The following is a 26,893-nucleotide window of genomic DNA, read 5'->3' on the forward strand; positions in this document are numbered from 1 at the left end:
ATTGTATACTAGGTGCCGCGTGGTCAGTCTTTGCTGTTTTTCGCCGCAACTATAAAATCGTTTTAATGTTTTATTTTGATGCTAGAAATAAAACATCCCGATATTACCAAAGGTGGAGCCAGGATCAACAAAAAAGCCCCTGAACGGGGCTTTTTTAGACGAAAAATTGATTTCACCACATATTACTGTTGGTTCTCTTTCTCGGTGAAGATGCCTGCAAATAGCGCTGAGCTTAGGTAACGCTCACCCGAGCTTGGCAATACAGTAACGATGGTTTTGCCTTCAAATTCAGGAAGTTGAGCAAGGCGGTTTGCTGCAACCACTGCCGCGCCTGACGAGATACCCGCAAGGATACCTTCCTCTTCCATAAGACGACGAGCCATCTCAATTGCTTCTTCAGAAGTCACGGCTTCCACGCGGTCAATCAACGCTAAATCGAGGTTGCCTGGAATAAAGCCAGCGCCAATGCCTTGGATTTTGTGTGGTGCTGGTTTGATTTCTTCACCCGCGAGCGCTTGTGCAATCACAGGCGATTCCGCTGGCTCTACCGCTACGGAAACAATGTTTTTACCTTTTTCGCCTTTGATGTAGCGGCTTGTACCTGTGATGGTACCGCCGGTACCTACGCCTGCAACGAAGACATCGATTTCACCGTCTGTCGCGTCCCAGATTTCTGGACCAGTGGTTTTTTCGTGAATCTGTGGGTTCGCTGGGTTGTTGAACTGCTGAAGAAGCAGGTACTTGTCAGGGTTGCTCGCCACAATCTCTTCAGCTTTGTTGATTGCACCTTTCATGCCTTTCGCTGCTTCAGTTAGCTCTAGGTTCGCACCTAGGGCTTTCAGCAGTTTACGACGCTCTAGGCTCATCGACTCAGGCATCGTTAGGGTTAATTTGTAACCACGCGCCGCCGCGACGAAGGCAAGAGCAACACCGGTATTACCACTGGTTGGTTCAACAAGTTCAACGCCCGGCTTTAGCTTGCCTGCTTTCTCAGCTTCCCAAATCATGTTCGCGCCGATACGACACTTAACACTGAAGCTTGGGTTACGCGCTTCGATTTTAGCCAAGACTTTGCCGTTGCTCACTTTGTTAAGGCGAACAAGAGGGGTATTACCAATAGTCAGTGAATTATCTTCGTAGATTTTGCTCATGATGTAGTCCTTCATCGAAATATTGGCAGCGTGTTTGTCACGCCACCAATCATGTTCTATTTAAGTTTGACCCGATAGAGATTAGGTCAGGGTAAAAAACTAGAAAAGGATTAAAAAGTTATATGATATGAACTTGATAAACTCAGTTTCTTGCTTTGAACTCGGTCACCCACATCGATGTCGCACCGCACACCGCGACAGGCATAACGATCAGGTTCAAAATAGGAATGGTGGTGAACACGGAGACCAGCGCACCAAAGGTATAGGCTTTGCTTTGTTTTTGTTTCAAATTGTGTCGCATGTCATTAAACGGCACCTTGTGATTATCGAACGGATAATCGCAGTACTGAATCGCCAGCATCCAAGCGGTAAACACAAACCACAGAATGGGGCCGAGCGTCTGGCCTAAGGCTGGAATGAGCAGCAAAATAAACAATCCAATGGCTTTGGGCAGAACGTAGAGCAGTTTGCGCCATTCTCGTGCCAATACACGCGGCACATCCTTGATAACGCTGAGCATGCCATCGTCACTGATCTTTTGCCCCGTTAGGTGCTCTTCCACCTTTTCCGCGAGCAGGCCATTGAACGGCGCTGCGATAAAGTTCGCTAAGGTGCTAAAGAAGTAGGAGAAGGTCGCCAAAATCGTGAGCACCAGTAACGGCCACAGAAGATAACTCAACCAAGAGAGGAAATCGGGTAGCTGACCAATCCACTCTGCAATCCAACTATCCAGATGAGAGAAGAGATAAAAGAGCGCGCTTCCGACCAAAATAATGTTGGCGAGGAGAGGTAAAAGGACAAACTGACGAATGCCGGGTTGCAGAGTGAGTTGCAAACCGTGGAAAAAATAACCAAATCCGGTTTTTGACTGTTGAGTGTTGTTCATGAAAATGTGCCTAACAGGGTTTTATGGTGTGTTAACAAGGAAAAGCGTGTTCAAAATCACATCATTATGGGAACTTCTAACATTAAGTTGTTCTAAAACCTATGAGAGTTTTGGTAGAGTAACTCAAATCAGATTATTTGAAACCAGTTTGGCTGATTTAGCAGCTGAATGATTGAGAGTGAAAGATGCAGGAATTGCGATTTGTACTGATCATTGTGGGCGCTTTGGCCATTGCCGCGCTGCTGTTCCACGGATTATGGACAAGCAAAAAAGAAGGCAAAACAAAATTTGGCAACAAGCCAATTGGAAAACTGTCGACGCCAGAGCAAGACGAATCCGTACCCGAGCGCTCTTTTGCTCCCGAAGATGATTTTGAGATTGTGCGTGTGACTAAGACCAGTCGCAACACCAGCAATAAATTTGCTTCAGACTCCGGTGAGACAATGGATGATCCTCTGCTAAGTGACCCGCTTCTCGACGCATCCATCAGTGACTCAACGTTTTCAAGCGATTCCACTCGAGATGAGCCAACCTTTAGTGAGTGGAAAGACGATTTGGTAGAGGAGTCTCAAACCACTCCGCTGCAAGATACTCCCCGTCAAGCGTCATCGGAAGAACTAGACATTCCCTCTATGTCTGCAAACCCTCAAGAGCCCCGTGATGTGAGCTCTGTCTCCACCACAGAATCCGCGCCGACCGAGATTGATGATAGTGATGACGAAGATGAGATGCAGGTGATTGTCATCAATGTGCATTGCGCTGGAGAGACGCCATTTGTGGGTACCAAGCTGTTTGATAGCATGCAGCAAAATGGGCTGATTTACGGTGAAATGGACATTTTCCATCGTCATGCGGATCTCTCTGGTACCGGCAAAGTGCTGTTTAGCGTTGCCAACATGATGCACCCTGGCACACTCAAGCATGATGATCCTGCAACATTCACCACTAAAGGGATCTCATTCTTTATGACATTGCCGTGCTACGGTGATGGTGAACAAAACTTCAAGTTGATGCTGAAAACCGCGCAGCAAATTGCCGATGATTTAGGTGCCAACGTGCTGGATGATGCGCGTAATCTCATGACGCCGAACCGACTTGATGCGTATCGCGCTCAAATCAAGGCGTTTAAGCTCGCACAGCAACCCTAGTCAGCAAAACAAAGCGTGCTACCATAAAGGCTCCTGATGCGGAGCCTTTTTCGTTTTACCTTATTTGCTTTAGAGTCACTGATTCATATTGGATTAAGATCAAAGGCAAAGGCCCTGCAAGTGGCCAAGATATAGAGCAGAGAGACTGATGTCCCAAGAAATCGAACAGAAAATTGAGGCCCTTCGTAGTGCGCTTCATCATCATGGCATTAAGTACTACGTAGAAGATAGCCCGGAAATCCCCGATGCAGAATACGATCGTATGATGCGTGAGCTTATAGAGCTAGAGCAACAGCACCCTCATTTGCGAACACCCGATTCGCCGAGCGCTCGGGTAGGGGGCATGGCCTTATCTCAGTTTGAGCCTGTGACTCACGAGATCCCAATGTTGTCGCTCGACAATGCGTTTGATGACAGCGAGTTAGATAGTTTCTACAAACGCATGACAGATAGACTGGCGGGCCAGAGCGTGGCTGCGTTTTGCTGTGAACCAAAATTGGATGGCTTAGCAGTCAGTTTGTTGTATGAAAATGGCGTGCTAACCCAAGCAGCGACGCGGGGCGACGGTGCGACGGGGGAAAACATCACCGACAACGTTCGCACCATCAAAGCGATTCCACTTAAACTGCGTGGTGAAGGTTGGCCTGCGCGTATTGAAGTTCGTGGTGAGGTGTTCATGCCTACCGCTGGTTTTGAGCAGTTCAATGAGCAGGCGAAAGCCAAAGGGGAGAAAGTGTTTGTCAATCCGCGTAACGCGGCGGCAGGCAGTTTACGCCAGTTGGACTCTAAAATCACCGCGACCCGCCCTCTTAGTTTCTATGCCTACAGTGTCGGTGTGGTGCAAGGTGCGACCCTGTCTTCAAGTCACTACCAGCGCTTTATTCAACTCAAGGAGTGGGGCCTACCCATGTGCCCTGAGGTGCGTTTGGTAGAGAGCATGGAAGAGGTGAAAGCTTACTATCATGACATTCTCACTCGCCGCCAAACCTTGCTGTATGAAATCGACGGTGTGGTGATCAAGGTCGATGATGTGGCGCTTCAGCAGAAACTCGGTTTTGTCGCACGTGCGCCGCGTTGGGCGATCGCCTACAAGTTCCCGGCGCAAGAAGAGATCACGGTGCTCAATGACGTTGAGTTCCAAGTCGGGCGAACGGGCGCGATAACACCCGTCGCAAAGCTTGAACCTGTATTTGTTGGTGGCGTGACGGTGAGCAACGCTACTCTGCACAATGCCGATGAGATCGCGCGTCTTGGTGTCATGATTGGTGATCAGGTGGTGGTTCGCCGCGCTGGGGATGTGATTCCACAAATCGTCTCTGTGGTCGAAGCTAGCCGCCCTCTTGATGCAAAAGTGATCGAGTTTCCGAGTGCTTGCCCTGTGTGTCACTCCCATGTTGAGCGCGTGGAAGGCGAAGCGGTAACGCGCTGTAGTGGCGGATTGGTATGCCAGGCGCAGCGCAAAGAAGCCTTGAAGCATTTTGTCTCACGTAAGGCTTTGGACGTCGATGGACTTGGCGTCAAGGTGATTGAGCAGTTGGTTGACAAAGAGATGGTGACAACGCCTGCTGATCTGTTCAAGCTCTCTGCTGGTGTACTGACAGTGCTGGATCGCATGGGGCCTAAATCAGCGCAAAACGTGGTCGACGCACTGCAAAAATCGAAATCCACCACATTACCAAGATTCCTCTATTCACTGGGGATTAGAGAAGTGGGGGAAGCGACGGCTGCGAACCTAGCGATGCATTTTAAAACGCTACCCGCGATCAGCGAAGCCACCTTGGAACAGCTGATAGAAGTCCCAGATATTGGCCATATTGTCGCGAGTCACATCTTGGCGTTCTTCTCTGAGGAGAAAAATCAGCAAGTGGTCGAGGATTTGTTAGCGCAAGGGATACATTGGCCGGATATCGCTGAACGTGACGAGGATGCGCCCGCGCCTCTGGCCGGTAAAACCGTTGTGCTAACTGGGTCACTTTCTCAGTTGACACGCAGTGATGCAAAAGCGGCACTGCAAACGTTAGGCGCGAAAGTGACCGGCAGTGTGTCTAAAAATACCGATATTCTGTTTGCTGGTGAAAACGCAGGATCTAAGCTCGCCAAAGCACAAGATTTAGGTATCGAGATCAAAACAGAACAAGACTTACTTGATTTGATGAAATAACCTCGCACAGCCAAGCACCTCTTTATTGAAGCCCTTAGTGATTTCGCTAAGGGCTTTTTGTTTGTCTCGTATTATCTACCTTCCGCCGACTTCAATAATCGCAATAATTAGTCAGTGATCTTGTTCATAGTCTTATGTTCGAATCTTACAATGAAGATAATTTGCGAGTGATCTCACGCCTATTGATGTTGTTTTTTATTTAACTTGTTGATTTTATTTGGTTTTATTAATTTCGACTGAAAAAACAAAAAATGAGAGGTGGATCTTGTCTATTAATGGAACTTTGCTATTGCTCATATTTTTTTAGAAAAAAATTAAGTTCCATTTGGATATTTTTAGTCGCGAAGTTAGCCTGAGTTCATGGATACACAGTGTGTATGCAGGAATAGAAAATCGGATGCGAAAGGTTTGCAGAGGGTTTTCAACATAGGAAATGATTTCTCCCTTCGGCGGCCAACTTAAGGTGAGAAAACAAAAGACAGCTATATCCATTTTTAGGAGTTTTTCCATGGACAAAATGTTTAAACGTTCACTCGTAGGTGCTGCAGTTGCTGCTGTAGCGATGTCAGGATCTGCAAATGCAGCGATTCAACTTGCGGGTGATGCCGTTCAGTTTTACGGTCAAGCTGCGGGTAACATTACTTTAATCGATGCTGGTGATACGACGAGCATTGGTACAGAAATCGAATCTCGTATTGGTTTCCGTGGTGTTGTTGAGTTTGATGACATTGCGCCAAACTTTATCTGGCAGATCGAAGGTGGGAATGCTAATAACGGTACGAACACTGGAGGCTTAGGTGCTCGTGATACTTATCTTGGTCTTGATTTTGAAGGTGTTGGTCAATTCAAGTATGGTCGTCAGCTCGTGGCAGCATACAACTACGTTGACTGGCCACACTCAAACCCTGGTTTAGGTAACGTCTTCGACTGGAACAATGACATTGATGGTGGTTATCAAGATCGCGCGGACAGCGTTCTTCGCTTTGATTCCGCAAATTTTGGTGGGTTTAACTTCCAAGCTACGTTAAGTGGAATGACCAAAGATACCGACCAAATGGTTTCAAGCATCGGTACCTCTTACTCAACAGAGAAGTTTAGTGTTCACGCAGGTTACTACCATCAAGGTTCTTACGAACAAGGTGTTGGTGAGCCGGAGAAGTTTACTGTTGACGGTAATGACAACGTTATCCTGAACCCTGAGTGGGTGGCATGGCGTGATAACGGTGGAGAAAATCAAAGAGAGACCGTTGAAAGTCGCAATTACGCAATTGTTGGTGGCTCGCTATTTTTGGGTGACTTGACACTAACTGGTGCATATAAAGCTATGGAAGTGGGAAGTGTAGGTCAGAATGCATACTCAGCGACAGCTCAATATGTTATTGATAGTAAGTACGTTTTAAAAGCTGGCTACGCGGCAACAGATGATGCAGATGGCACCACAGATACTGCTGACCAAGCAATTACTGCGAGATTTGGTTACTTGCTACCTAGTTCATACTGGTACATCGACTCACGCAACTATGAATTCGATGGTGGTGACTGGGCGCACCGAATCCTGTTAGGTATGGAATACTACTTCTAATCTCAAGTTGTTTTGAGTACAGTCTTTAACCATCGTTTGAAGAGCATTCTGTCTAGAATGCTCTTTTTACTAAGGAGATAAAAATGAAAGTAATGAAAGCGTTGTTGGTTGTTGGGTCTATGGTTGCTTCATTTGCTCCTAGGGCTGAGGTCACTGTGGATTTTCACTCGGATATCAACCCTGTCATGGTTGCAGGCGAAGAAATTCCTTATTCTTTTTTTTCAAAGTCGTCGTTCTCGCTTCCTGATGGTAAGAACCAAGTCGTTCTTAGAATGTCGAAATTGGTTGAGAAACTGGGAGAAAAGGAGAAATTCAACTCTAAAACGTTTGTGCTAACGTTTAGTTCAGAAAATGCTGTCCTATTTATCGAACCTGGCTCAAAAGTTGTGAGAGTTGAACAAGCGCAACGCTTTGATAAAAGTCCTAGTTTTATTATCTCTGATAAGAAGGGCAACCAATTAGCGCATGAGGTCGCCGAGTTACCGAATCTTGGTGGAATCAAAAGAGACTATGAAAAAGAACTAGCAAAGTTTAATGCTGAGTATTACCCGGATTTATTGACGTCAACCTTAGCCGTTACAGAAGTCAGCAGTGCTGCCAATATCAAAGTTGATGCTCACGCTAATGAAAACACCGAGCCTAATATGTTCAAATATTGGCTAGAACAAGCAAATCAAGAAGAAATCGAACAGTTTACTGATATTGCCTTGAGAGGCAGAAAAGACAATACAATAGTGATGCCTGAGTCGGCGAGTCAACCTGTTCAGATGTTAGGGTATTGGTATAACAAATCTAACAGTGAAGAAAGAAAACAGATACTGTCTCATTTAGTTGGCCTCTAAATCGCAACTCAAAATAAAATCGCACCTTATAGGTGCGATTTTTCGATGCTTTTTATAAAAATCAAAAATCAAAAATCAAAAATCAAAAATCAATACAACACCGAATACAATTGGCGGCGGTACTGACTGGCGATCGCGTTTCCTTGGCCTAATGCCGACAGGATATCCATAAAGATCTTTTTCAGATCACCGCCTTCGGTGTTGAGGTCTTTCTTAAGAAATGTCCAAAGTAGCGCAAGGGCTTCTTCATCGCGCTTAACTTGGTGGTAGCAAAGTGCCAATTCGGATGCCAATTTGGCGTTGCCTGGGTCATTCGCTAAGTCGGCTTCGAGAGATTGAATCTCTGGGCTGTTGGCGGATTGCTCATACAACTCTAATTTTGCGACTAAGCCTTTGTAGTAGTTATCCTGATACTCAAGCGGAATATGGCTCAGCATGGCTTTTGCCTCATCAAACGCTTGGGTCTCGAGTAAGCAGTCTGCGATGGCGAGTTTCACCTCACCTTTTTGTTGCCACTCTTCACCGAGACTTTGAAGAATCGGCAGTGCTTGAGTGTACTGCTTTTGTTCAATCAGAGTCAGCGCTTCACTGAGCGCCAACTCTTCTTGGCTTGGCAAATGCTTGCTCAGCATGGCTTGAATCGCTTCAATACCCTGCGGGCCACCTAAGCCGTCGACGGCTTGACCATTCATAAACAGGGCAATGGTCGGGAGCGCTTGCACGCCAAATTGCGAGGCGATCATTTGCTCTTGTTCGCAATTGAGGAGCGCTAAGGTAAAGGCGCCGTTGTACTCCTGGGTTAGCGACTGAAGTTGCGGAATGATTTGCGCACTCTCTTGGCTCATCGATGCCCAAAAGTGAATTAACACCGGCGTTTGCATTGAGCCTTCCAATACTTGTCGAAAGTTATGCTCATTTAATTCAACGATATAGGGTGATTGCATGTGATCATTCCTTGCTGGTAGATGATGTTCGTAGTGGCGATGTCTATAGGCAACATATGGGCGAAAGCCAAAGAGTTCAAGCACGCAACGCCATTCTGTGCTCTTTATGCCTTTGAGTTGCAAACATTGCCCTTATTTCCAGCAGCTAGCGGGTGAGCGCAGACCCAACTGATTGAGTGTCAGCGCGGTGTAAGTTGCACCGCCACATGCATCGCTCGCTTGTGCGCCACTGGGCGTTGCCGTAATCGTATAGGAGGCGGCGCTCGCGACAATGCTGAGTGAGTAACGTGCTGTGTCGGACTCGCACACCGTACAGCTCGACCCTGACATAATCGATGATGCCAAGGTGAGGTAGCTGCCATCGTAACCTTTCTCAAGCGCGAGTTGGATGCGGCTCAAATCGGCTAATGCTGTAGTGCGATGCGCTTTTAAGCCATAGCTCTGCATCGCGGGATAGGCAATCATGGCCAATATCGTCACGATCGCAACTGCGATGAGTAATTCGAGCAATGTCATGCCATGTAAGTGATTTTTTCGGTTGTTGCAGCGATTTTTTCGAATCATTTCTAATGCTTCCTCTTTGATTTATAAACTATTTTTATGGGCTGATAGCATGTGCGCAAGATAAAAATGGCATATGCGATGGTTTACATAATGAAATGGGAAATGACTCGCGGCTTTACCTTGCTTGAGCTGCTCTGCACGATAGTGGTGCTCGGAATTGTGCTTACGGTGGCCGCGCCGAGTTTTCAAACCATGAGTGCAAGCAATCAAATGAAGCGCGTCGCGGGTGAGCTAGAGCACTTTCTTGTTCAAGCGAAGTCGGAAGCAGTGTGGCGCAACCAAGATCTGTGGGCTCACATTGAATCCTCTGTCACTCCAAGCTTGCCCGGTCAGTGGCGACTGATACTCACAGACTCCGACACCTCGGGAGGAGCGCCCATTCTTTACCTTGATGGCGCAAGCTTTCGAGATGTGGTGATCCTTTCTAACTATACCTCTGATCAAATAAAATTCGATGGTGTGCGTGGCAAAGTGAAAGATGGCAATTTGGAGTTTTATATTGTCAATACCACCAATCAGAACTTGAAACTGAAAAGTGCTTATGGTGCAAGCCGAGTGATGATATGCGCAGTAGGAGGCGGTCATTATGGCTATGCGCAATGCTAAACCGAGGGGCAATTTTCAGCGCGGTGCGTCATTGGTCGAGTTGCTGATCGCATCGGCCCTTGGATTGATTGCCATCATGCTGGTGGGCAGCGTGTTTATTCGCAGCCAAGCGGTGGCAACCGAGCGAGGCAAAGCGTTGCTGTTAGCCCAAAACCTATCGACTGCGATGGCACAAATGAAAGAGGACATGCAGCGCGCAGGCTATGACGGTCTCACGGATACCTATCACCAGTTGTCAGGCGCTTCGGGTGTCATTCATACCCAGTCTTCACCGGAGTTGGTGGGGTATGTGTACCGCGTTGCCTCGTCTGGCGCGAGTGCGTTTCGCAACGTGGTCTACAAGCGTGAGCCAAGTTCATCCGGGACGCTCGGCCACTCGCTCAAAATCTGTGAGAAACACACGCCAGTGCCACTTTCTGTCAGTGACGCAACTGACTCTGGACTGCATGGAAACTGTTACAACGTTTTTGATCCAAAACAGATTTCCCTCACCGCGTTAACCGTCAACACAGAGACGATTCAAGGAGGCTCGACACGCAGCCAACAGGTCAATGTCATATTGCGCGCGCAGTTGGTGGGTGACACGAGCGTGACGTTCGACACTTCTTCGGTGACTTTGCAGAGGAATTGGCAATGAGTAGGTACAAACAGCGTGGGGTGGTGACTCTATTCGTCACATCGATTTTGTTGGTGATCGCACTGGTGATGGTGTTGGCTTCTTATCGACATGTCTTTTACCAGATCAAGCGCTCACACAATGAAGTCAAAGCTAGACAAGCTCATTGGCGAGCAGAAGGTGGAATGGAGTGCGTCTATGCCTATTTAAAAGGAAGCCCCAACCTCGTGCCCGATTTGACGGCGCCGGGGCATGGGTTGCTCGATTCAATTTGTAAAGAGACGTTAGCGCTCGATGACTTGTACCTGCGCGCTTTAACCGCGTCCGATTATGTGATTGAGTCACAAGGCCCAACTCACGAACTTAAAAAGTCGTTTTATTGGGGCAGCATGACGGGGCTTGGCGCGATTCAAACCACCGCAGATCTGCGTATCCGTGGCAGTGCGGCGATCGCAGCCGATGCGCCTAAAAAGCCGAATGGAGAAGGCGAATATGAGTGCGTTGCGATTCGCTATAAACACCGTGTGACGTTTGAGTCACCCACAGGTGCTTCATTGAGCACCGAAGACCCTATGCCAAATGGCCCTTATCCTGGGTTCTCCGGTGACTGTGCCAGTAGCTACAAAACCTCGACCACTGAAGGGGGTAATACCACCGATGACCCAGACCTCTTTGCGCAGGATTATCTCAAAGACGACGATCTTGACCCGTTTTATAACTATTTTGGTGTCACCAAAACGACGTCAAACATCTCAAATATTAAAGCGGATTACTACGTCATCACGAATCCCGAAGTCTCGGACGGTCAGACTTGCCATCAACAACTGGCGGATGCTTTTGCCAGTTATGACAAAGTGTGGGTAGAAGGCCACTGCGTCCTCAGTGCGCCGCTCACTGTCACAGGGCCGCGTTCACTGGTCGTCGCCAATGGCATATTTGCGTCAACGGGTTCAGCCAGTTACTCCGGCTCGTTTTTTCATATGGTGGATCGTACCAGTCCCGCCTTTACCGATGAGAATTTGGCGAGCTACTGGTCTGAAGTGAGCTTTTTTAGCGCCATAGAAAGCCTGCTCTCCACCCACACCGTCTACTTCGACAATGGCGCGTTTCACCCAAAAGGGGGGATGCATTTCGATTCACCCAATGGTGAAGTGGTGCTCAATGGCTCGTACGACCTCGACTACTCGTCAGCCAATAGTCTCTACCAACGGCCGAAAACCCTAATGTGGAACAATGGAGGTTGGTATGCAAAATAGCCAGCGTGGTTTTAGTTTGGTGGAAGTAATGATTGCGTTTATTTTGATTGGTGTCGCCTCGTTGTCACTGATCAAGCTGCAAGCATACGTTGAGCAGCGCTCTGATTTTGCCGTCAAGAGTATTCAAGCACTGAATATCGCAGAAAGTCAGTTGGAGTGGTTTCGCAGTCGCGGCGCATCAGCGGCGTTGTCTAGCATACCTCCCGCCGATTTTACGAGCATAACCAGTGGCAGTGACGCGATCACATACGCTCCATTTACCGTGCGTTGGCAAACCAGTGAGCCGACTGCAACCTTATCCAACGCATTGAAAACCATCACAGTGACAACCGAATGGCGAGATAGGTTGGATGCCGCTCAAACCCTATCCGTGACCACTATGATGTCAAGCTACAGTGAGTTTACTAATGACTAAATAGCCCTCATGGATAGGTGGTGTTAATTGATAGGTAATCCAAATAAATTTCTAATTGGTGAACGAGTTGTGAGGTATTTGGTGGGTTTTTTGTGGTGTTTGTGTTGCACGTCTTTGACGTTTTTGCAAAACATGTCTCCAATTATGGAAAAAACCTTAGAATCTTGTGCTTTTTGTAAGCGGGTTTTATAGAATGCTTGGCTGATAATAGACCGTCAAAAAATATAACAAGGTCTAGGGCAACAACATCAAACTATGGAGTTACCATGAGTAACCAAGCAATCAATTCAGCGCCACCTGCTAAGCCGAGTGGGATGGATCGCTTTTTAAACTTTATCGAGCGCGCAGGCAACAAAATTCCTGATCCGGCGATCTTATTCTTTTGGGCATTGGTGATCACTTGGGCAGCATCAGCGCTGTTGTCTAATGTGTCATTTGATCTGATCAATCCTCGTACAGGTGAGGCATTGGCGATCAACAACCTGTTGACGGGGGAGGCATTAGCCAGTTTCCTCGCGAATATGGTGACGACTTTCACCGGATTCGCACCTTTAGGTATCGTGCTTGTGGCGATGTTGGGTGTGGGTGTGGCTGACTCTTCTGGTTTCATCACCACAGGTCTTAAGAAGATGCTGAACTTCACGCCAGCAAAACTTCTGACGCCAATGCTGATTCTGGTTGCCATCGTGTCGCATACGGCGGCAGACGCGGGTTATGTTTTGGTTATTCCTCTCGGTGGTATTATTTTCCATGCCGCTGGCCGTCACCCACTTGCGGGTATCGCTGCTGCTTTTGCGGGTGTGTCAGGTGGTTTCTCTGCTAACTTTATCCCTTCTGGTATTGACCCTCTGTTAGCGGGTTTCACTCAAACTGCCGCACAGGTGCTTGATCCTCAATACGTCGTCAACCCACTGGCCAACATCTTCTTCACTGGGCTTTCATCAGTGATCATTGTTGCGATTGGTTGGTACGTGACAGAGAAAATCATCGAGCCTCGCCTAGCAAAAACACCGATTGATGACGATGCGGAGAAAGCCCCGGATCTCGGTTCATTTACAGAGCTGGAATCGAAAGCGTTTCGTTATGCCGGTTGGTCGATGATGGCGGGTATTGCACTGCTGATTGCAGCGATTATTCCGGAGTCTTCTGCACTGCGCTCACCAGAGGGTGAAATTACTGCGTTCTCAGCGCCGCTGATGAAGTCTATCGTGCCACTGATCTTTATTTTGTTTATCATCCCTGGTTACGTTTACGGTAAGGTTGCCGGTACGTTTAAGACCAGTAACGACGTTATTAAAGCGATGTCCGACACCATGGCGACCATGGGCGCGTACATTGTGATGTCGTTCTTCTGTGCTCAATTCCTTTCTGCTTTCGCACAATCGAACATCGGTACTATGTTGGCGTTGTACGGTGCAGAAGGCCTGAAAGCGATGAACCTGCCGGGTGAAGCGACCATTATTGGTATGATTCTACTGACAGCCGCTGTGAACTTGTTGATTGGCTCTGCGTCGGCGAAATGGGCATTGATTGGTCCAATTCTTGTGCCAATGTTGATGGCTGTAGGCATCTCTCCTGAGCTGTCTCAAGCGGCGTACCGTGTTGGTGACTCAGTGTCTAACATCATTTCACCGTTGATGGTCTTCTTCCCATTGGTGGTGGTGTACTGTCAACGCTACGTGAAGTCGACGGGTATCGGTACTCTAGCATCGTTGATGATGCCATTCTCGATTGCGATGCTGATTGGCTGGTCTATCTTCTTGCTAGCGTACTGGGCTGTTGGCATTCCTCTTGGTATTCAAGCGCCTTACACTTACGTGATGTAAGCGCGGCGACTTGGTCTCACTATAAGCCAAGTCTCCTAAATTAAATATTTACGCCAGCGATCCCGCTGGCGTATTCTTTTCCACAACCCACAACCCACAACCCACAACCCACAACCCACAACCCACTTCCCATTTCACCCACAAACCACTAGGATCAAGCCTCTTCATCACTATCGAGGATTCTCCATTGTCTACCGACACATTTACCCCCCAAGATGAACACTTTATGCGTCTTGCGATGGAACAAGCCAAACTGGCTGAACAGCAAGGTGAAGTCCCCGTTGGCGCGGTGCTGGTCAAGGAGGGGAAGGTTATCGCGACAGGATGGAATCAGTCGATTGGTCAACACGATGCAACCGCACATGCGGAGATTCAAGTGTTGCGCCAAGCAGGGCAACAGCTTGGCAACTACCGCTTATTAGACACCACGTTATATGTCACGCTAGAGCCTTGCCCTATGTGTGCAGGAGCCCTGCTTCACAGCCGCGTTAAACGGATTGTGTTTGGCGCACCGGACTTAAAAGCGGGGGCTGCAGGTACGGTATTAAACTTGTTTGAACATCAAGCAGCGTACCATTACGCAGACGTCGAGCATGGATTGTTGGAGTCGGAGTGCCGAGAGCAGCTTCAGGCCTTTTTTCGCCGACGTAGAAAAGAGAAAAAAGCGGCCAAGCGAGCGTTAAAACATGACGATGCGTCAGAGTCGATGGAGTAGGTGGGGGAGTTTTTAAGCAAACATCTTAAGTAAGATGTTTGCTCTGTAGGGTTTATGCACAAATGAGTTGCATAAATGCACGGTGACGTGCGATGACTTTCTTCTTGTTGTTGCTGATCATTCGCTTTCGGCGATTCGCTGATACAGTCTTGTTAAGGCGTTTTGACTGCAGTTTACGTCGACGCATAAAACAACCTCCTAGCTAATGTTAACGACAGACACTCATGTGTCACCTAAGGATACTTTGTCCTAGGTGTCGATTCTTATAACCGTCCAATGTTACCGTTTTAAGAATGTTACGTGAGTGATTAGGCACAGGATAGAAATGGGCTTAGCGCGCGAGAGTTCGCGACGCTAAGCTCTGTGCTCGGCTTATTATTGATCGAGATGGCTGTCAGCGGAAGAGGCGCTTTCGATTTCTTGTTCGATGACGGCCTCGCCTTCCGGCTCTTCTTCATCTGGCAGTTCGATCACCACCAGATCGTCAACGGTCAAGTCCTCAATGCTGGACTCCTTCTGTTCAACGTGACCAATAATGCTCTGATAGTAGCGACGAATATTCTCCACATAGTTGCGTGCTTCATCACCTCGCGCGTAGCCATAGCGAGTGGTACTGTAGTATTTCTTAAGGCGAAGCAGGGGCAGTCTGTCTTTGACATCTGACCAGGCATCGGGATTACCGCCTTGTTTTTTCGTCAGGCGGCGGGCGTCCATTACATGACCATAGCCGACATTGTACGACGCCAACGCAAACCAAATTTTCTCGTGGCTTTCGATGGTGTCTGGAATGCGCGCCACCATGCGCCGCAAGTACTCAACACCACCTCTGACCGATTGCTCGGGATCGAGTCGGTTGGTCACACCTACACTTTTGGCCGTCGGCAGCGTCAGCATCATCATGCCACGAACCCCAGTTGGTGATTTAGCGCGAGGGTTCCAGTGTGATTCTTGATAAGCCAGTGCTGCGACCAATCGCCAATCAAATTCATCGGAGTATTTCTTAAACAGTGGCGACCACGTCGGTAGCGTGGAATCCAACGCGCGGATAAAGGCGCGGGTATCGACGTAATCAAAGCTGTCGATATGGCCGATGTATTTCTCTTCCAGTGAGGCGAGATGCCCGGATTGTTGTAGATGACCAAAGAACTCGATCAGCAAGGCGTAGAGGCTTTCGTCTTGGCTGCGTCGTAAGAACCAGGAGATGGGCTGATCTTCGGTCAGCTCAAACGCCAGTGCCACATCGGGATAAATCCGCTGTGATAGCGAGATCTCGACCGAGTCTGCGACGGTAAATAGCAGTTCACCATCAGAGACTTGCTTGAGCAGGTCATTGACATCGACATTGGCGTCGACCTTATAGGTAAACTCCGGGTAGTCGATTTGAATCTCTCCTAACGTCGTATTGAAGTGAGAGTCACTGACAATACTTAAAACGGGCTTGCCGTCGTTCTCTTCAATGAGCTCGGCCTGTCGCTCAATCAACTGCTCTAGATTTCGTGGTCGCCACTGCCCTTTGCGATACACCAGTTGTTGACTGACGTAATAATAGGCGGGGGCAGGGCGAAATCGGCTCATGCGCTCAGGTGATTGACTGAGGCCCGCCGCGATAATATCGATCTCACCCTTTTCCAGCGCTGGGTAGAGGCTCGAAATGCGATAGGCCGGTTTCATTTCCAATTGCACACCAAGCTCGTTGGCAAATTCACGGGCGATTTCGTAATCAAGGCCTGCCGGGCCATCAGGACCAATATAATAGGAGAGCTGGTTATTGAGGGTGCCAACGCGAAGCACTCCACGTTCGCGAATTTGGTCTAATTCGCTTTTCGGCTTAGATTCAATTTGGCATCCCGTCAAAAAAAGCGCAGAAAAAAGCAGCGCGCACAAGGCTTTCAGCGGGCTAAAGTCATACTTGTTCATTAAAGAGAGTCTCATACTTCCAGTAGGGCATTTATATCAAAGTGTCATCACAAGGCAAGAAACTATCGACGGCGAAGCCGCAGAGTTCAAAAAATCATCATGTTCACCGGCCATGATGGCTCATGCTCTTCCGTACAGGGTGAGCTTGTGGACGGGACAGGAAAGAAAGGCTTTGCGGCGATTGTGCTGGCGGTATGCCGATGAAAAAAAATGACGCAAACGGTTGCGTTTGGTGTTACATCACAAAACCAATTGCTATATAATGCGCTCGCAAACGCAGAGGTGCGATTGGCATAGGTTTGAACTGTTTTTTATAACGTATTGAATTTATTCCAATATCATCTTAATCAATTGCATAAGAGACCTAAGCACATGAGAATTTTGCGTGGCTCCCCAGCTCTTTCTGAGTTTCGTGTTAACAAACTAGTAGAACTTTGTCGTGAACAAGACCTGCCTGTGACAGGTATTTACGCTGAGTTTATGCACTTTGCTGACCTTACCGCAGATCTGTCTGACGCTGAACTAGCAAAGCTAGAAAAGTTGTTGACCTACGGCCCAACGATCGAAGAGCACGCACCTGAAGGTCTTTTGTTGCTTGTGACTCCTCGTCCGGGCACCATCTCTCCTTGGTCTTCTAAATCCACCGACATTGCCCATAACTGTGGCCTTTCAAGCGTTAAGCGTCTAGAGCGTGGTACGGCATACTACATTGAATCATCGGTGGCGTTAAACGACGCACAAGTGGATGCGGTGAAAGCACTCATCCATGACCGCATGATGGAATCCGTATTTACTCAGCTTGATGCTGCCTCTGCACTGTTTAGCGTTGCTGAACCTAAGCCTGTTGCTCACGTTGATATTCTTGCGGGCGGTCGTCTTGCGCTTGAAGAGGCAAACGTTTCCTTGGGCTTGGCACTGGCGGAAGATGAAATTGACTACCTAGTAGAAAACTTCACTAAACTGGGTCGCAACCCGAACGACATCGAACTGATGATGTTTGCTCAAGCAAACTCAGAGCACTGTCGTCATAAAATCTTTAACGCAGACTGGACGATCGACGGTGTTGATCAAGAGAAGTCGCTGTTTAAGATGATCAAGAACACATTTGAAACGACACCTGATCATGTTTTGTCTGCTTACAAAGATAACGCAGCAGTCATGACGGGTTCAAAAGTAGGTCGTTTCTTCCCAGAACCTGATACTCGTCAATACACCTACCACCACGAAGACGCGCACATCCTAATGAAGGTTGAGACGCACAACCACCCAACCGCTATCTCGCCTTGGCCAGGTGCGTCTACCGGTTCTGGTGGTGAGATTCGTGACGAAGGTGCAACGGGTATTGGCGGCAAGCCTAAAGCCGGTCTGGTTGGTTTTACTACCTCTAACCTACGTATTCCAGGTTTTGAACAGCCATGGGAAACCGATTTTGGTAAGCCAGGTCGTATCGTTAACGCCCTTGATATCATGCTAGAAGGCCCTCTAGGTGGCGCGGCGTTCAACAACGAATTTGGTCGTCCAAACCTACTGGGTTACTTCCGTACTTACGAAGAGAAAGTGACCTCTCATGCGGGTGAAGAGATCCGTGGTTACCACAAGCCAATCATGATTGCTGGTGGTATGGGTAATATCCGTGACGAGCACGTTCAGAAGAAAGAGATCCCTGTGGGTGCAAAACTCATCGTACTGGGTGGTCCTGCGATGAACATTGGTCTTGGCGGTGGTGCGGCCTCTTCAATGGCGTCAGGTCAGTCTGCGGAAGATCTTGACTTTGCTTCTGTACAGCGTGAAAACCCAGAGATGGAGCGTCGTTGTCAGGAAGTGATCGACCGTTGTTGGCAGCTTGGTGAGAGCAACCCAATCGCGTTTATCCACGATGTGGGTGCAGGCGGTATCTCAAATGCACTACCAGAGCTGTGTGATGATGGCGAACGTGGTGGTTTATTCCAGCTACGCGACGTACCAAACGACGAGCTGAGCATGAGCCCACTTGAGATCTGGTGTAACGAATCTCAAGAGCGTTACGTAATGGCAGTGGCGCCAGAGAATATGGAAGTATTCGATGCCATCTGTAAGCGTGAACGTGCGCCTTACGCGGTGGTCGGTGTGGCTACTGAAGAGCGTCATCTAACACTAGAAGATTCTCACTTCGACAACACGCCAATCGATATGCCAATGGACATCTTGTTGGGTAAAACGCCGAAGATGCACCGTGATGCGAAAACACTTAAAGTCGATAGCCCAGCGATTGAACGCGATGGCATCGAAATTAACGAAGCGGTTGATCGCGTTCTACGCCTACCAACAGTGGCAGAGAAAACCTTCCTGATCACTATCGGTGACCGCTCGGTAACTGGTCTTGTTGCGCGTGACCAGATGGTTGGTCCTTGGCAGGTTCCAGTGGCAAACTGCGCGGTAACCGCAGCAAGCTACGACTCTTACCACGGTGAAGCGATGTCTATGGGTGAGCGCACACCAGTGGCTCTTCTCGACTTTGGTGCATCAGCACGTCTAGCAGTAGGTGAGTCTCTAACAAACATTGCAGCGACAGATATCGGTGATATCAAGCGCATTAAACTGTCAGCGAACTGGATGTCTCCAGCAGGTCACCCAGGTGAAGATGCCGGTCTTTACGAAGCAGTGAAAGCCGTCGGGGAAGAGCTATGTCCAGCGCTAGGTCTTACTATCCCGGTGGGTAAAGATTCCATGTCGATGAAGACTAAATGGGAAGATAATGGTGAAAGCAAAGAGGTGACCTCACCACTTTCATTGGTGATCACCGCATTTGGTCGTGTTGAAGATGTTCGTAAGACAGTAACGCCTCAGCTACATACTGACAAAGGCGAGACGTCACTGGTTCTCGTTGACCTTGGTAACGGTAAGAACCGTCTAGGCGCGACAGCACTCGCACAGGTTTACAAACAACTGGGTGATAAGCCTGCGGACGTGGATAACGCAGAGCAGCTAAAAGGCTTCTTTGACGCCATGCAAACGCTAGTTCGTGATGACAAGCTGGTGGCTTACCACGATAAAGGGGATGGCGGTCTGTTCGTGACCTTGGCAGAGATGGCCTTTGCGGGTCACTGTGGCGTGAAAGCGGACATCGCAAACCTAGGCGACGATGCGCTTGCCGCGCTATTTAACGAAGAGCTCGGTGCGGTTGTTCAGGTGAAGAACGATGACTTAGACGCAGTGAAAGCAGTCCTAGCAGCCAACGGCCTAGAGGCATGTTCTCACGTTATTGGTTCAGTAGAAGCAACAGACAGCTTTGTTATCACCGCGGGTGAGACGGTTATCCTTGAGCGCTCTCGTACAGAACTTCGTACTATCTGGGCTGAGACCACACATAAGATGCAAAGTCTACGTGATAACCCTGCCTGTGCTGACCAAGAGTTTGAAGCGAAGAAAGACAACTCTGATCCAGGTCTGAACGTTAATCTAAGCTTTGATGTCAACGAAGATGTTGCTGCGCCTTACATCGCAAAAGGTGCGAAGCCGAAAATGGCTATCTTGCGTGAGCAGGGCGTCAACTCTCACGTTGAAATGGCAGCGGCATTTGACCGTGCTGGCTTTGAAGCGACCGACATCCACATGAGCGACATCCTAACGGGTCAGGCAGCGTTGGATGAATACCAAGGTCTTGTGGCGTGTGGCGGCTTCTCTTACGGTGACGTACTAGGTGCTGGTGAAGGTTGGGCGAAGTCTATCCTATTCAACCCACAAGCACGTGAGCAGTTCCAAAGCTTCTTCAACCGTGACGATACCTTCTCTCTTGGTGTATGTAACGGCTGTCAGATGCTATCGAACCTGAAAGAGCTGATCCCTGGCGCTGATTTGTGGCCACGTTTTGTTCGCAACGAATCTGAGCGTTTTGAAGCACGCTCTAGCTTAGTGGAAGTACAGAAATCGGATTCTGTGTTCTTTGATGGTATGGCAGGCTCACGTATGCCTATCGCGGTTTCTCACGGCGAAGGTCGCGTTGAAGTACGTGATGCAGACCACCTAGCAGCGATTGAAGCGTCTGGTACGATTGCAGTACGTTACGTTGATAACCACGGTAACCCAACACAGCAATACCCGAACAACCCGAACGGTTCACCAAATGCGATTACCGGTCTTACCACACAAGACGGTCGTGTGACCATTATGATGCCACACCCTGAGCGTGTATTCCGCACGGTTGCCAACTCATGGGCACCAGAAGGTTGGGGTGAAAACGGCGCTTGGATGCGTATGTTCCAAAACGCTCGTAAGAACATCGGCTAAGCCTGATTAATCGAGTCAAAAGCGTAGCGTGAATTCGCTGCGCTTTTTTATTTTTGGCGAAATGTGTTTTTAGCGAAAAAACTACTAGCCAGCGATGCTTTTTTAAGCTCTAATAGCGCACTTTTTTGCGAAGGGCCCAATCATTAGGGTCGCTTGGTCTGAGGAAACAATTTATGAATGCCAATAAAAAATATGCGTTGCATGTTACTCAACAAGAGTCACAGTGGAGTGCGACAATCACTCGCCAAGTGACATCACGTAAAACTCACGTTTCAAAAAGTGAAACAGGGTTTGAGTCTGAACAAGCTGCACAAGCTTGGGGTGAAGAGCAATTGGCGGTATTCGCCAAAGCGCAAGCCGGTCATAACGCGCGTAAAAAAGCCAAGTAGTCACTGTTGTTGACCTTATCGTGCTTACCTTAGTGTAGGCACGTTTGTTTTGAGCGCTAGCCAAGACAACCTAGCGCTCGCAGAGAGGCGGTCGCGTTAACGAAACTGCCCCGCCTCAGGCAAGTATTCAAACCCTGCGCTCGCAAGCTTTGCTTCAAGGGCAGCACGGTCAATATCGAAATACGCCGCAAGCTTGTTCAGATCCCCCGCAAAATCATCGCGCAATTTCATGTTGACGATGCTCATCAGCATCACGCTATCCATGCTGGCAAAATTGCTCAAATTCATCATGCATCCTCAAAATCAGAAATCAGCAGATTGGCCGCTGCGAAGGCCGCTTTTTCTCGTACCGACTTAGGCAGCGCGTCATCCGCTGCAATGTCATTAAGTGCTTTGAGCGCGCAGGTGATGGCTTGTGGGACATAGGCTTGATCGCCACTACCTATCTGGGCGTAAAGCTCACGAACCATGTCACAGCATTGATAAACTTGCATGTTGGTATCCTTAACAAATGATAACTGCTCTCAAATATACACAGGGACGAGAGGAAACTCAAAGCGCTCGGTTGCGCTAGCGCAAACTCGTGAAGCCTTAGTCGTTTTTTTCACCAACAGGGTGAGATAGGAGAAACGCCGCGTAAAAAAAAGCGAGCATTAACGCTCGCCAATGGATTGAAACGGTTTGATTACTCTTCGGCGTAACCATGCATGCTGAGCAGCTTGCCATCGAGGTAGGCTTCTTTGCCATCTTTCATCACGAGGCGCTCTTCCACCATCCACTTTACGACCAGAGGGTAGATTTTGTGCTCTTGCGTTTGCACGCGCTCGGTGAGGGTTTCGACGGTGTCTTCATCAAAGATCGGCACTTTTGCCTGTAAAATGACAGGCCCGCCGTCAAGTTGCTCAGTGACAAAATGGACACTGGTACCATGCTCTTCGTCACCGGCGTGAATGGCACGTTGGTAAGTGTTGAGCCCCGGGTATTTGGGTAACAGCGATGGGTGGATGTTGATCATTCGCCCCATAAAGTGACGAACGAACTCGCCACTTAAAATGCGCATATAACCCGCCAAGACCACAACGTCAGGCTTGTATTCATCCATCTGCTTCATCAATTCGCGATCAAAGGCGTCGCGAGTATCGAATGAGTTTGGATCAAGAAAGTGCGCGCCAGCACCGGCTTTTTTCGCACGTTCCAAAGCGTAAGCGGTTGCTTTGTTTGAAAAAACAGCGGTTACTCGGCCATTATCGATGTTGGTTTCACAAGCATCAATAATCGCTTGCAAGTTAGAACCATTCCCTGAAACTAAAACAACAACGCTTTTCATCTTTAGTTGATCTCTACTTGTTCTTCGCCTGCTTGCGCTGTTGCAATCTCGCCAATCACCCAAGCGTTCTCGCCTTCGGCTTTCAACAGTTCAACCGCTGCGTCGGCTTGTGCTTTAGGTAGGGCGACAATCAGACCAACACCACAGTTAAATGTGCGGTACATTTCGTGGGTTGTGACGTTGCCTTTCTCTTGTAGCCATTTGAAGATAATTGGCCATTCCCAGCTGTTACCATCGATCACCGCTTTGGTGCCTTCAGGCAGTACGCGAGGGATGTTTTCCCAGAAACCGCCACCAGTGATGTGCGAGATGGCATGAATGTCATGCTGCTCAATCATCTTGAGTGCCGATTTGATGTAAATTTTGGTGGGTTCGAGTAGGTGCTCACCAATCGTTTTGTCAGCTAACTGTTCGTTTTTGTCAGCACCAGAGACTTCAAGAATCTTACGAATGAGTGAGTAACCGTTTGAGTGTGGACCGCTTGAACCGACCGCGATCAGCGCGTCGCCAGCTGCGACTTTCGTGCCGTCAATCACGTCTTCTTTCTCGACGACGCCAACACAAAAGCCTGCTACGTCATAGTCTTCGCCTTCATACATCCCTGGCATTTCTGCGGTTTCACCACCGATCAGTGCACAACCTGCTTGCACACAGCCGTCTGCAATGCCTGACACAACATCCGCTGCCGTATCGACATCCAACTTACCTGTTGCGTAGTAATCCAAGAAGAACAGCGGCTCTGCACCTTGAACAATCAGGTCGTTGACACACATTGCCACAAGGTCAATACCGATGGTGTCATGCTTTTTCATATCCAAAGCAAGGCGCAGCTTAGTGCCCACACCGTCTGTCCCTGAGACGAGAACTGGATGCTTGTACTTGGTTGGCAATTCGCACAGCGCGCCAAAACCACCAATACCACCCATTACTTCAGGGCGACGTGTACGTTTTACCGCACCTTTAATACGGTCAACAAGTGCGTTGCCTGCATCAATGTCAACGCCAGCATCTTTATAGCTAAGAGAAGTGTTATCAGCACTCACGGGGAAGTCCTCGGTTAGAAAGTTGGATGTGAAAACGGCGCTATTCTACCAGTGGTCAAAGCTAGATAGCAAACGTTTGCGCAAGTTTTTTCTTTTGCGCTACGACAAGAAATTGTGAACGAAATCGTTTATAATCGACAAGTTTATTTGAAATTTGCCATAGATCCGGAGATGGAAATGAAAGTTGTTGAAGTTAAACACCCTCTTGTGAAACACAAAATTGGTCTTCTACGAGAAGGTGATATCAGCACTAAGCGTTTTCGCGAGCTTGCAACAGAAGTCGGCAGCTTGCTGACCTATGAAGCGACCGCAGACTTTGAAACAGAAAAAGTAACCATTGACGGTTGGAATGGTCCGGTAGAAGTGGATCAAATCAAGGGTAAGAAAGTCACCGTTGTGCCGATTCTTCGTGCTGGCCTAGGTATGATGGACGGCGTGCTAGAGCACATTCCTAGTGCTCGCATCAGTGTGGTGGGTATTTACCGTGACGAAGAGACGTTGGAGCCTGTGCCGTACTTCAACAAACTGGCGTCAAACATTGATGAGCGTATCGCGTTGGTTGTTGACCCTATGCTTGCTACCGGCGGCTCTATGATTGCGACGATTGACCTTCTTAAAGAGCAAGGTTGTCAGTCATTCAAAGTGTTGGTGTTGGTTGCTGCGCCAGAAGGCATCGAAGCTCTAGAAAAAGCGCACCCAGATGTGGAACTTTACACCGCTGCTATTGACAGCAGACTGAACGATAAAGGTTACATTGTCCCTGGTCTTGGTGATGCCGGTGACAAGATTTTCGGCACTAAGTAATCGTTGATATCTAAGTCACTTTATACGCTAGTGTGTTGATTGACTTGTAAAGACTAAAAAGGAGCATTGAATGATGCTCCTTTTTCATTGCAGCAAAGCGCTGAACGGATACTTCGCCTGCGTTACTTCTTCAAACTTAGCGTGCCGCCGGTGCGTGGTTTTGCCGGTTTGGTCGTGGGGCCTGAGTGTTTGGTGGCGGGCTTTTGGCTTGGATTGTGGTGATGGGCGCGGCCCTTTTTCGAATTAGGCGCGTGACGAAGATCATCGGCATTGCGACCTTTAAACGTTCGCGGCTTTTGATTGCGTCGCGCTTTGGATTCTTGATTCTCTTCTCGACTATCAAAGAGCTTTGCATCGGTTGCGCGGCGGATTCTTCGCCCTTTGCTGTCAACCTTTGAGGCTTCTTCAGTCCCGCTTGAGCCCTCACACATAGCGAGAATCGTCTCAACCTCTTGATCAGACAAGTAGCGCCATTGACCGTTAGGGATACCATCCAAGGTAATGTTCATGATGCGAACTCGGCGTAACTTGAATACTTCGTATCCCAGCGCTTCACACATACGGCGTATTTGACGGTTCAACCCTTGTGTCAGCACGATTCGAAATGAAAACTTGGTTTCCTTGGTGACACGGCACGGTAGCGTGACGGTATCTAAAATCGGGACGCCGCTGCTCATCTTATGAATAAAGTCATCGGTGATGGGCTTGTCAACACGCACGACGTACTCTTTTTCGTGATGGTTACCCGCACGAAGAATTTTGTTGACGATATCGCCATCATTGGTCAGAAAGATCAGCCCATCCGACGGCTTATCTAAGCGACCAATTGGGAAGATGCGTTTTTTGTGGCCAATAAAGTCAACAATGTTACCCGGTACATCTCGCTCGGTTGTACAGGTGATACCAGTCGGTTTATTTAAAGCGATATAAATCGGTTTATCGGTGGCACCACTGATAGGTTTTCCATCGACTTGAACATCGTCTCCGGGAAGCACCTTGGTGCCCATTTCCGGCACTTGGCCATTAATGGTGACTCGACCTTGCTCTATCAGTCGGTCTGCTTCTCGACGTGAACAAAAGCCGGTTTCACTGATGAATTTGTTAAGGCGTTTCGCGCTATCTTGGGACATGAGCATTCTCTTTACGTTTCACAACGGCAACCCGTGATGTGGTGGTGGATGGATCCGAAATCGGGGGCGGGGAGTGTATCACTCTGTCTATCTTAGACCAACCATAACGATCGGAAACGGTTTTACCCGAGCCGTTTTTGATGACGCTCACGAGTCTCTTGTTTCTTGTCGGCACTTTTTCTCAGCATGACGTAGACCGCACCCGTGCCGCCGTGAAAGCGCTGTGCACTGTGTACACATTGGACGTCATTGATTTGTGATAGCCACTTTGCAAGATAACTTTTCATCATGGCGGGGGGATTGGATTTTTCCCCTCGACCATGAATGATCAGCACCGTGCGAATATCCATGCGCATGCACTGTTTGAGAAAGGTGAGCACTTCGTCACGCGCTTGTTTGAGCGTCTTACGGTGTAAATCTAACCTTGCTTGAAGTGGGTACTTACCCAGGCGCAATTTACGAAAGACCCCATCTTGTACACCATCGCGCTTGTACTCAATGATGTCTTCGGGTTTGAGCATCGGCGCATGGTCAATGGAGAGGTACTCGGGAGCATCATCGCTGAGCCACATAGCCGCTTCGCGTTTAGCCAGCTGCGCTTGGGTGACTTGATGCATTTTGACGTGTTGAGTGGTGTCTTGCTTGATGGGTTTAACGTCTCCCATCATTTGCTGAAACAGTGCAAAATCGTCGTCGTTAGACATGACGGTATCTCAGAGTATTCAATCAATATAGCTATTATACTGACGTAAGCCTGTTGTGATCAGCAAGAAATAAAAAACCGAAGTAAACAGTGTGTCTACTTCGGTGCATAGCGAATGTCTATTCAGAGAATAGAGCTAAGCGATTCTAGTGAGGAGATTTGTCATTCATCACCTTGTAGACGAAGAAAGCGCCGTAAAAGAGCATGAGACTAAAGGCACCCAAGATGACAATCATTGAAGATAGACCTACTGCATTACCAAAGAGAAGATCAAGCCAAAAGTCCATAGTTCCTCCGCCAAATACAAAGTGTGTGTTGACGGAATTTAAGGTAATGGCTGGTGATTAATTCAACACTGATCTAGATCAAGTGTTATCCGAAGGTTGCGTTTTTGTTCTGTTTGCTGTGTGTTTGCTCACATTTTGTGGCCCGTTGCTCGCGTTTTAGTCAAACGGTGTGAATTTGGAAAAAAGTGCGGGAAATGGCTTGCGTTGGCAAACAGAATCCGTAATATACTGCTCCGTTCTCGGTGAATAGCGCAGCTTGGTAGCGCATCTGGTTTGGGACCAGAGGGTCGGGGGTTCGAATCCCTCTTCACCGAC

26 protein-coding genes and 1 tRNA gene are annotated in these 26,893 nt (G+C 48.4%); 14 read left to right on the forward strand and 13 right to left on the reverse strand.

The window, feature by feature from the left end; all coding sequences use genetic code 11:
- Positions 1 to 182: 182 nt before the first annotated feature.
- Together cysK and cysZ are read right to left on the reverse strand one after the other, a co-directional pair.
- Positions 183 to 1,151, reverse strand: coding sequence for a cysteine synthase A (cysK, locus tag AC6R1O_RS09870; RefSeq protein WP_500628830.1), 969 nt, complete (start codon positions 1,149 to 1,151; stop codon positions 183 to 185).
- 142 nt (positions 1,152 to 1,293) lie between these two features.
- Entirely contained in the window at positions 1,294 to 2,037 is a 744-nt protein-coding gene (cysZ, locus tag AC6R1O_RS09875; protein ID WP_500630681.1) for a sulfate transporter CysZ, read from the reverse strand.
- A 185-nt stretch (positions 2,038 to 2,222) separates the two neighbouring features.
- Here cysZ and zipA point away from each other — a divergent pair, with 185 nt between their 5' ends.
- The 4 genes from zipA (at position 2,223) to AC6R1O_RS09895 (ending at position 7,770) form a co-directional block, all read left to right on the forward strand.
- On the forward strand, positions 2,223 to 3,185 hold the full coding sequence (gene zipA / locus AC6R1O_RS09880) for a cell division protein ZipA (protein ID WP_500633895.1): 963 nt from the start codon (positions 2,223 to 2,225) through the stop codon (positions 3,183 to 3,185).
- A 148-nt stretch (positions 3,186 to 3,333) separates the two neighbouring features.
- A complete protein-coding gene (gene ligA, locus AC6R1O_RS09885; protein WP_500633894.1) occupies positions 3,334 to 5,346 on the forward strand; it encodes an NAD-dependent DNA ligase LigA in 2,013 nt (670 codons plus the stop codon).
- A gap of 508 nt (positions 5,347 to 5,854) precedes the next feature.
- The gene (locus AC6R1O_RS09890) at positions 5,855 to 6,928 is read left to right on the forward strand and encodes a porin (RefSeq protein WP_500630678.1); all 1,074 of its coding nucleotides are present in this window, start codon (positions 5,855 to 5,857) and stop codon (positions 6,926 to 6,928) included.
- Between the two features lie 83 nt (positions 6,929 to 7,011).
- Positions 7,012 to 7,770, forward strand: coding sequence for a DUF2057 family protein (locus AC6R1O_RS09895; protein ID WP_500630677.1), 759 nt, complete (start codon positions 7,012 to 7,014; stop codon positions 7,768 to 7,770).
- A gap of 89 nt (positions 7,771 to 7,859) precedes the next feature.
- On the opposite strand, the gene AC6R1O_RS09900 is transcribed toward AC6R1O_RS09895, so the two are convergent.
- Together AC6R1O_RS09900 and AC6R1O_RS09905 are read right to left on the reverse strand one after the other, a co-directional pair.
- Positions 7,860 to 8,714 (reverse strand): co-chaperone YbbN, encoded by an 855-nt coding sequence (locus AC6R1O_RS09900; protein WP_500656933.1) that lies wholly within the window; start codon positions 8,712 to 8,714, stop codon positions 7,860 to 7,862.
- A 132-nt stretch (positions 8,715 to 8,846) separates the two neighbouring features.
- The gene (locus AC6R1O_RS09905) at positions 8,847 to 9,278 is read right to left on the reverse strand and encodes a type IV pilin protein (protein ID WP_500630675.1); all 432 of its coding nucleotides are present in this window, start codon (positions 9,276 to 9,278) and stop codon (positions 8,847 to 8,849) included.
- Positions 9,279 to 9,380: 102 nt separating this feature from the next.
- Here AC6R1O_RS09905 and AC6R1O_RS09910 point away from each other — a divergent pair, with 102 nt between their 5' ends.
- From AC6R1O_RS09910 to tadA, 6 genes are all read left to right on the forward strand, one after another.
- Positions 9,381 to 9,884, forward strand: coding sequence for a GspH/FimT family pseudopilin (locus AC6R1O_RS09910; protein WP_500630699.1), 504 nt, complete (start codon positions 9,381 to 9,383; stop codon positions 9,882 to 9,884).
- The gene (locus AC6R1O_RS09915) at positions 9,865 to 10,521 is read left to right on the forward strand and encodes a pilus assembly protein PilW (RefSeq protein ID WP_500633892.1); all 657 of its coding nucleotides are present in this window, start codon (positions 9,865 to 9,867) and stop codon (positions 10,519 to 10,521) included. Before AC6R1O_RS09910 ends, AC6R1O_RS09915 begins: the two co-directional genes overlap by 20 nt.
- Positions 10,518 to 11,756: a hypothetical protein gene (locus AC6R1O_RS09920; protein WP_500633891.1), complete on the forward strand. Its 1,239-nt coding sequence runs from the start codon at positions 10,518 to 10,520 to the stop codon at positions 11,754 to 11,756. Before AC6R1O_RS09915 ends, AC6R1O_RS09920 begins: the two co-directional genes overlap by 4 nt.
- The gene (locus AC6R1O_RS09925; protein ID WP_500633890.1) at positions 11,746 to 12,171 is read left to right on the forward strand and encodes a type IV pilus modification PilV family protein; all 426 of its coding nucleotides are present in this window, start codon (positions 11,746 to 11,748) and stop codon (positions 12,169 to 12,171) included. The genes AC6R1O_RS09920 and AC6R1O_RS09925 overlap by 11 nt, the downstream gene beginning before the upstream one ends.
- 266 nt (positions 12,172 to 12,437) lie before the next feature.
- Positions 12,438 to 13,997 (forward strand): AbgT family transporter, encoded by a 1,560-nt coding sequence (locus tag AC6R1O_RS09930; RefSeq protein WP_500633889.1) that lies wholly within the window; start codon positions 12,438 to 12,440, stop codon positions 13,995 to 13,997.
- A 187-nt stretch (positions 13,998 to 14,184) separates the two neighbouring features.
- Positions 14,185 to 14,712, forward strand: coding sequence for a tRNA adenosine(34) deaminase TadA (gene tadA / locus AC6R1O_RS09935; RefSeq protein WP_500630671.1), 528 nt, complete (start codon positions 14,185 to 14,187; stop codon positions 14,710 to 14,712).
- A gap of 52 nt (positions 14,713 to 14,764) precedes the next feature.
- Here the strand turns inward: tadA and AC6R1O_RS09940 are convergent, their stop codons facing one another.
- Both AC6R1O_RS09940 and mltF read right to left on the reverse strand, forming a co-directional pair.
- Positions 14,765 to 14,899, reverse strand: coding sequence for a hypothetical protein (locus AC6R1O_RS09940; protein WP_500630670.1), 135 nt, complete (start codon positions 14,897 to 14,899; stop codon positions 14,765 to 14,767).
- A 188-nt stretch (positions 14,900 to 15,087) separates the two neighbouring features.
- Complete coding sequence (mltF, locus tag AC6R1O_RS09945) at positions 15,088 to 16,629, reverse strand: membrane-bound lytic murein transglycosylase MltF (RefSeq protein WP_500633888.1); 1,542 nt, start codon at positions 16,627 to 16,629, stop codon at positions 15,088 to 15,090.
- 372 nt (positions 16,630 to 17,001) lie between these two features.
- Here mltF and purL point away from each other — a divergent pair, with 372 nt between their 5' ends.
- Positions 17,002 to 20,895, forward strand: coding sequence for a phosphoribosylformylglycinamidine synthase (purL, locus tag AC6R1O_RS09950; protein ID WP_500633887.1), 3,894 nt, complete (start codon positions 17,002 to 17,004; stop codon positions 20,893 to 20,895).
- A 173-nt stretch (positions 20,896 to 21,068) separates the two neighbouring features.
- On the forward strand, positions 21,069 to 21,284 hold the full coding sequence (locus AC6R1O_RS09955) for a DUF3622 domain-containing protein (protein ID WP_334555173.1): 216 nt from the start codon (positions 21,069 to 21,071) through the stop codon (positions 21,282 to 21,284).
- A 96-nt stretch (positions 21,285 to 21,380) separates the two neighbouring features.
- Here the strand turns inward: AC6R1O_RS09955 and AC6R1O_RS09960 are convergent, their stop codons facing one another.
- The 4 genes from AC6R1O_RS09960 to purM all read right to left on the reverse strand — a co-directional run bounded on the left by AC6R1O_RS09960 (position 21,381) and on the right by purM (position 23,654).
- The gene (locus AC6R1O_RS09960) at positions 21,381 to 21,572 is read right to left on the reverse strand and encodes a DUF4250 domain-containing protein (protein WP_500633952.1); all 192 of its coding nucleotides are present in this window, start codon (positions 21,570 to 21,572) and stop codon (positions 21,381 to 21,383) included.
- Entirely contained in the window at positions 21,572 to 21,778 is a 207-nt protein-coding gene (locus AC6R1O_RS09965) for a YaeP family protein (RefSeq protein ID WP_500633886.1), read from the reverse strand. The genes AC6R1O_RS09960 and AC6R1O_RS09965 overlap by 1 nt, the downstream gene beginning before the upstream one ends.
- A 191-nt stretch (positions 21,779 to 21,969) precedes the next feature.
- A complete protein-coding gene (gene purN, locus AC6R1O_RS09970) occupies positions 21,970 to 22,611 on the reverse strand; it encodes a phosphoribosylglycinamide formyltransferase (RefSeq protein ID WP_500633885.1) in 642 nt (213 codons plus the stop codon).
- Positions 22,612 to 22,613: 2 nt separating this feature from the next.
- Complete coding sequence (gene purM, locus AC6R1O_RS09975; RefSeq protein WP_334555177.1) at positions 22,614 to 23,654, reverse strand: phosphoribosylformylglycinamidine cyclo-ligase; 1,041 nt, start codon at positions 23,652 to 23,654, stop codon at positions 22,614 to 22,616.
- Positions 23,655 to 23,831: 177 nt separating this feature from the next.
- Here purM and upp point away from each other — a divergent pair, with 177 nt between their 5' ends.
- Positions 23,832 to 24,458 (forward strand): uracil phosphoribosyltransferase, encoded by a 627-nt coding sequence (gene upp, locus AC6R1O_RS09980; RefSeq protein ID WP_500626327.1) that lies wholly within the window; start codon positions 23,832 to 23,834, stop codon positions 24,456 to 24,458.
- A gap of 122 nt (positions 24,459 to 24,580) precedes the next feature.
- Here the strand turns inward: upp and rluF are convergent, their stop codons facing one another.
- The 3 genes from rluF to AC6R1O_RS09995 all read right to left on the reverse strand — a co-directional run bounded on the left by rluF (position 24,581) and on the right by AC6R1O_RS09995 (position 26,578).
- Entirely contained in the window at positions 24,581 to 25,588 is a 1,008-nt protein-coding gene (gene rluF, locus AC6R1O_RS09985; RefSeq protein ID WP_500633884.1) for a 23S rRNA pseudouridine(2604) synthase RluF, read from the reverse strand.
- Between the two features lie 122 nt (positions 25,589 to 25,710).
- Entirely contained in the window at positions 25,711 to 26,292 is a 582-nt protein-coding gene (smrA, locus tag AC6R1O_RS09990; RefSeq protein WP_487903168.1) for a DNA endonuclease SmrA, read from the reverse strand.
- Between the two features lie 145 nt (positions 26,293 to 26,437).
- Complete coding sequence (locus AC6R1O_RS09995; protein ID WP_334555181.1) at positions 26,438 to 26,578, reverse strand: DUF3149 domain-containing protein; 141 nt, start codon at positions 26,576 to 26,578, stop codon at positions 26,438 to 26,440.
- A 240-nt stretch (positions 26,579 to 26,818) separates the two neighbouring features.
- Between AC6R1O_RS09995 and AC6R1O_RS10000 the strand changes: the two genes are divergently transcribed.
- Positions 26,819 to 26,892: transfer RNA gene (locus tag AC6R1O_RS10000), tRNA-Pro, on the forward strand.
- The last annotated feature ends 1 nt before the right edge of the window (position 26,893 follow it).

It is taken from the genome of Vibrio sp. R11-SG3-ISO3-SZ, assembly GCF_059834345.1.

Bases quoted from the DNA above. Each gene is read 5' to 3' on its own strand.
- cysK (WP_500628830.1), bottom strand. From the start codon at position 1,151: ATGAGCAAAATCTACGAAGATAATTCACTGACTATTGGTAATACCCCT.
- cysZ (WP_500630681.1), bottom strand. From the start codon at position 2,037: ATGAACAACACTCAACAGTCAAAAACCGGATTTGGTTATTTTTTCCAC.
- zipA (WP_500633895.1), top strand. From the start codon at position 2,223: ATGCAGGAATTGCGATTTGTACTGATCATTGTGGGCGCTTTGGCCATT.
- ligA (WP_500633894.1), top strand. From the start codon at position 3,334: ATGTCCCAAGAAATCGAACAGAAAATTGAGGCCCTTCGTAGTGCGCTT.
- AC6R1O_RS09890 (WP_500630678.1), top strand. From the start codon at position 5,855: ATGGACAAAATGTTTAAACGTTCACTCGTAGGTGCTGCAGTTGCTGCT.
- AC6R1O_RS09895 (WP_500630677.1), top strand. From the start codon at position 7,012: ATGAAAGTAATGAAAGCGTTGTTGGTTGTTGGGTCTATGGTTGCTTCA.
- AC6R1O_RS09900 (WP_500656933.1), bottom strand. From the start codon at position 8,714: ATGCAATCACCCTATATCGTTGAATTAAATGAGCATAACTTTCGACAA.
- AC6R1O_RS09905 (WP_500630675.1), bottom strand. From the start codon at position 9,278: ATGATTCGAAAAAATCGCTGCAACAACCGAAAAAATCACTTACATGGC.
- AC6R1O_RS09910 (WP_500630699.1), top strand. From the start codon at position 9,381: ATGACTCGCGGCTTTACCTTGCTTGAGCTGCTCTGCACGATAGTGGTG.
- AC6R1O_RS09915 (WP_500633892.1), top strand. From the start codon at position 9,865: ATGGCTATGCGCAATGCTAAACCGAGGGGCAATTTTCAGCGCGGTGCG.
- AC6R1O_RS09920 (WP_500633891.1), top strand. From the start codon at position 10,518: ATGAGTAGGTACAAACAGCGTGGGGTGGTGACTCTATTCGTCACATCG.
- AC6R1O_RS09925 (WP_500633890.1), top strand. From the start codon at position 11,746: ATGCAAAATAGCCAGCGTGGTTTTAGTTTGGTGGAAGTAATGATTGCG.
- AC6R1O_RS09930 (WP_500633889.1), top strand. From the start codon at position 12,438: ATGAGTAACCAAGCAATCAATTCAGCGCCACCTGCTAAGCCGAGTGGG.
- AC6R1O_RS09940 (WP_500630670.1), bottom strand. From the start codon at position 14,899: ATGCGTCGACGTAAACTGCAGTCAAAACGCCTTAACAAGACTGTATCA.
- mltF (WP_500633888.1), bottom strand. From the start codon at position 16,629: ATGAACAAGTATGACTTTAGCCCGCTGAAAGCCTTGTGCGCGCTGCTT.
- purL (WP_500633887.1), top strand. From the start codon at position 17,002: ATGAGAATTTTGCGTGGCTCCCCAGCTCTTTCTGAGTTTCGTGTTAAC.
- AC6R1O_RS09955 (WP_334555173.1), top strand. From the start codon at position 21,069: ATGAATGCCAATAAAAAATATGCGTTGCATGTTACTCAACAAGAGTCA.
- AC6R1O_RS09960 (WP_500633952.1), bottom strand. From the start codon at position 21,572: ATGAATTTGAGCAATTTTGCCAGCATGGATAGCGTGATGCTGATGAGC.
- AC6R1O_RS09965 (WP_500633886.1), bottom strand. From the start codon at position 21,778: ATGCAAGTTTATCAATGCTGTGACATGGTTCGTGAGCTTTACGCCCAG.
- purN (WP_500633885.1), bottom strand. From the start codon at position 22,611: ATGAAAAGCGTTGTTGTTTTAGTTTCAGGGAATGGTTCTAACTTGCAA.
- upp (WP_500626327.1), top strand. From the start codon at position 23,832: ATGAAAGTTGTTGAAGTTAAACACCCTCTTGTGAAACACAAAATTGGT.
- rluF (WP_500633884.1), bottom strand. From the start codon at position 25,588: ATGTCCCAAGATAGCGCGAAACGCCTTAACAAATTCATCAGTGAAACC.
- smrA (WP_487903168.1), bottom strand. From the start codon at position 26,292: ATGTCTAACGACGACGATTTTGCACTGTTTCAGCAAATGATGGGAGAC.
- AC6R1O_RS09995 (WP_334555181.1), bottom strand. From the start codon at position 26,578: ATGGACTTTTGGCTTGATCTTCTCTTTGGTAATGCAGTAGGTCTATCT.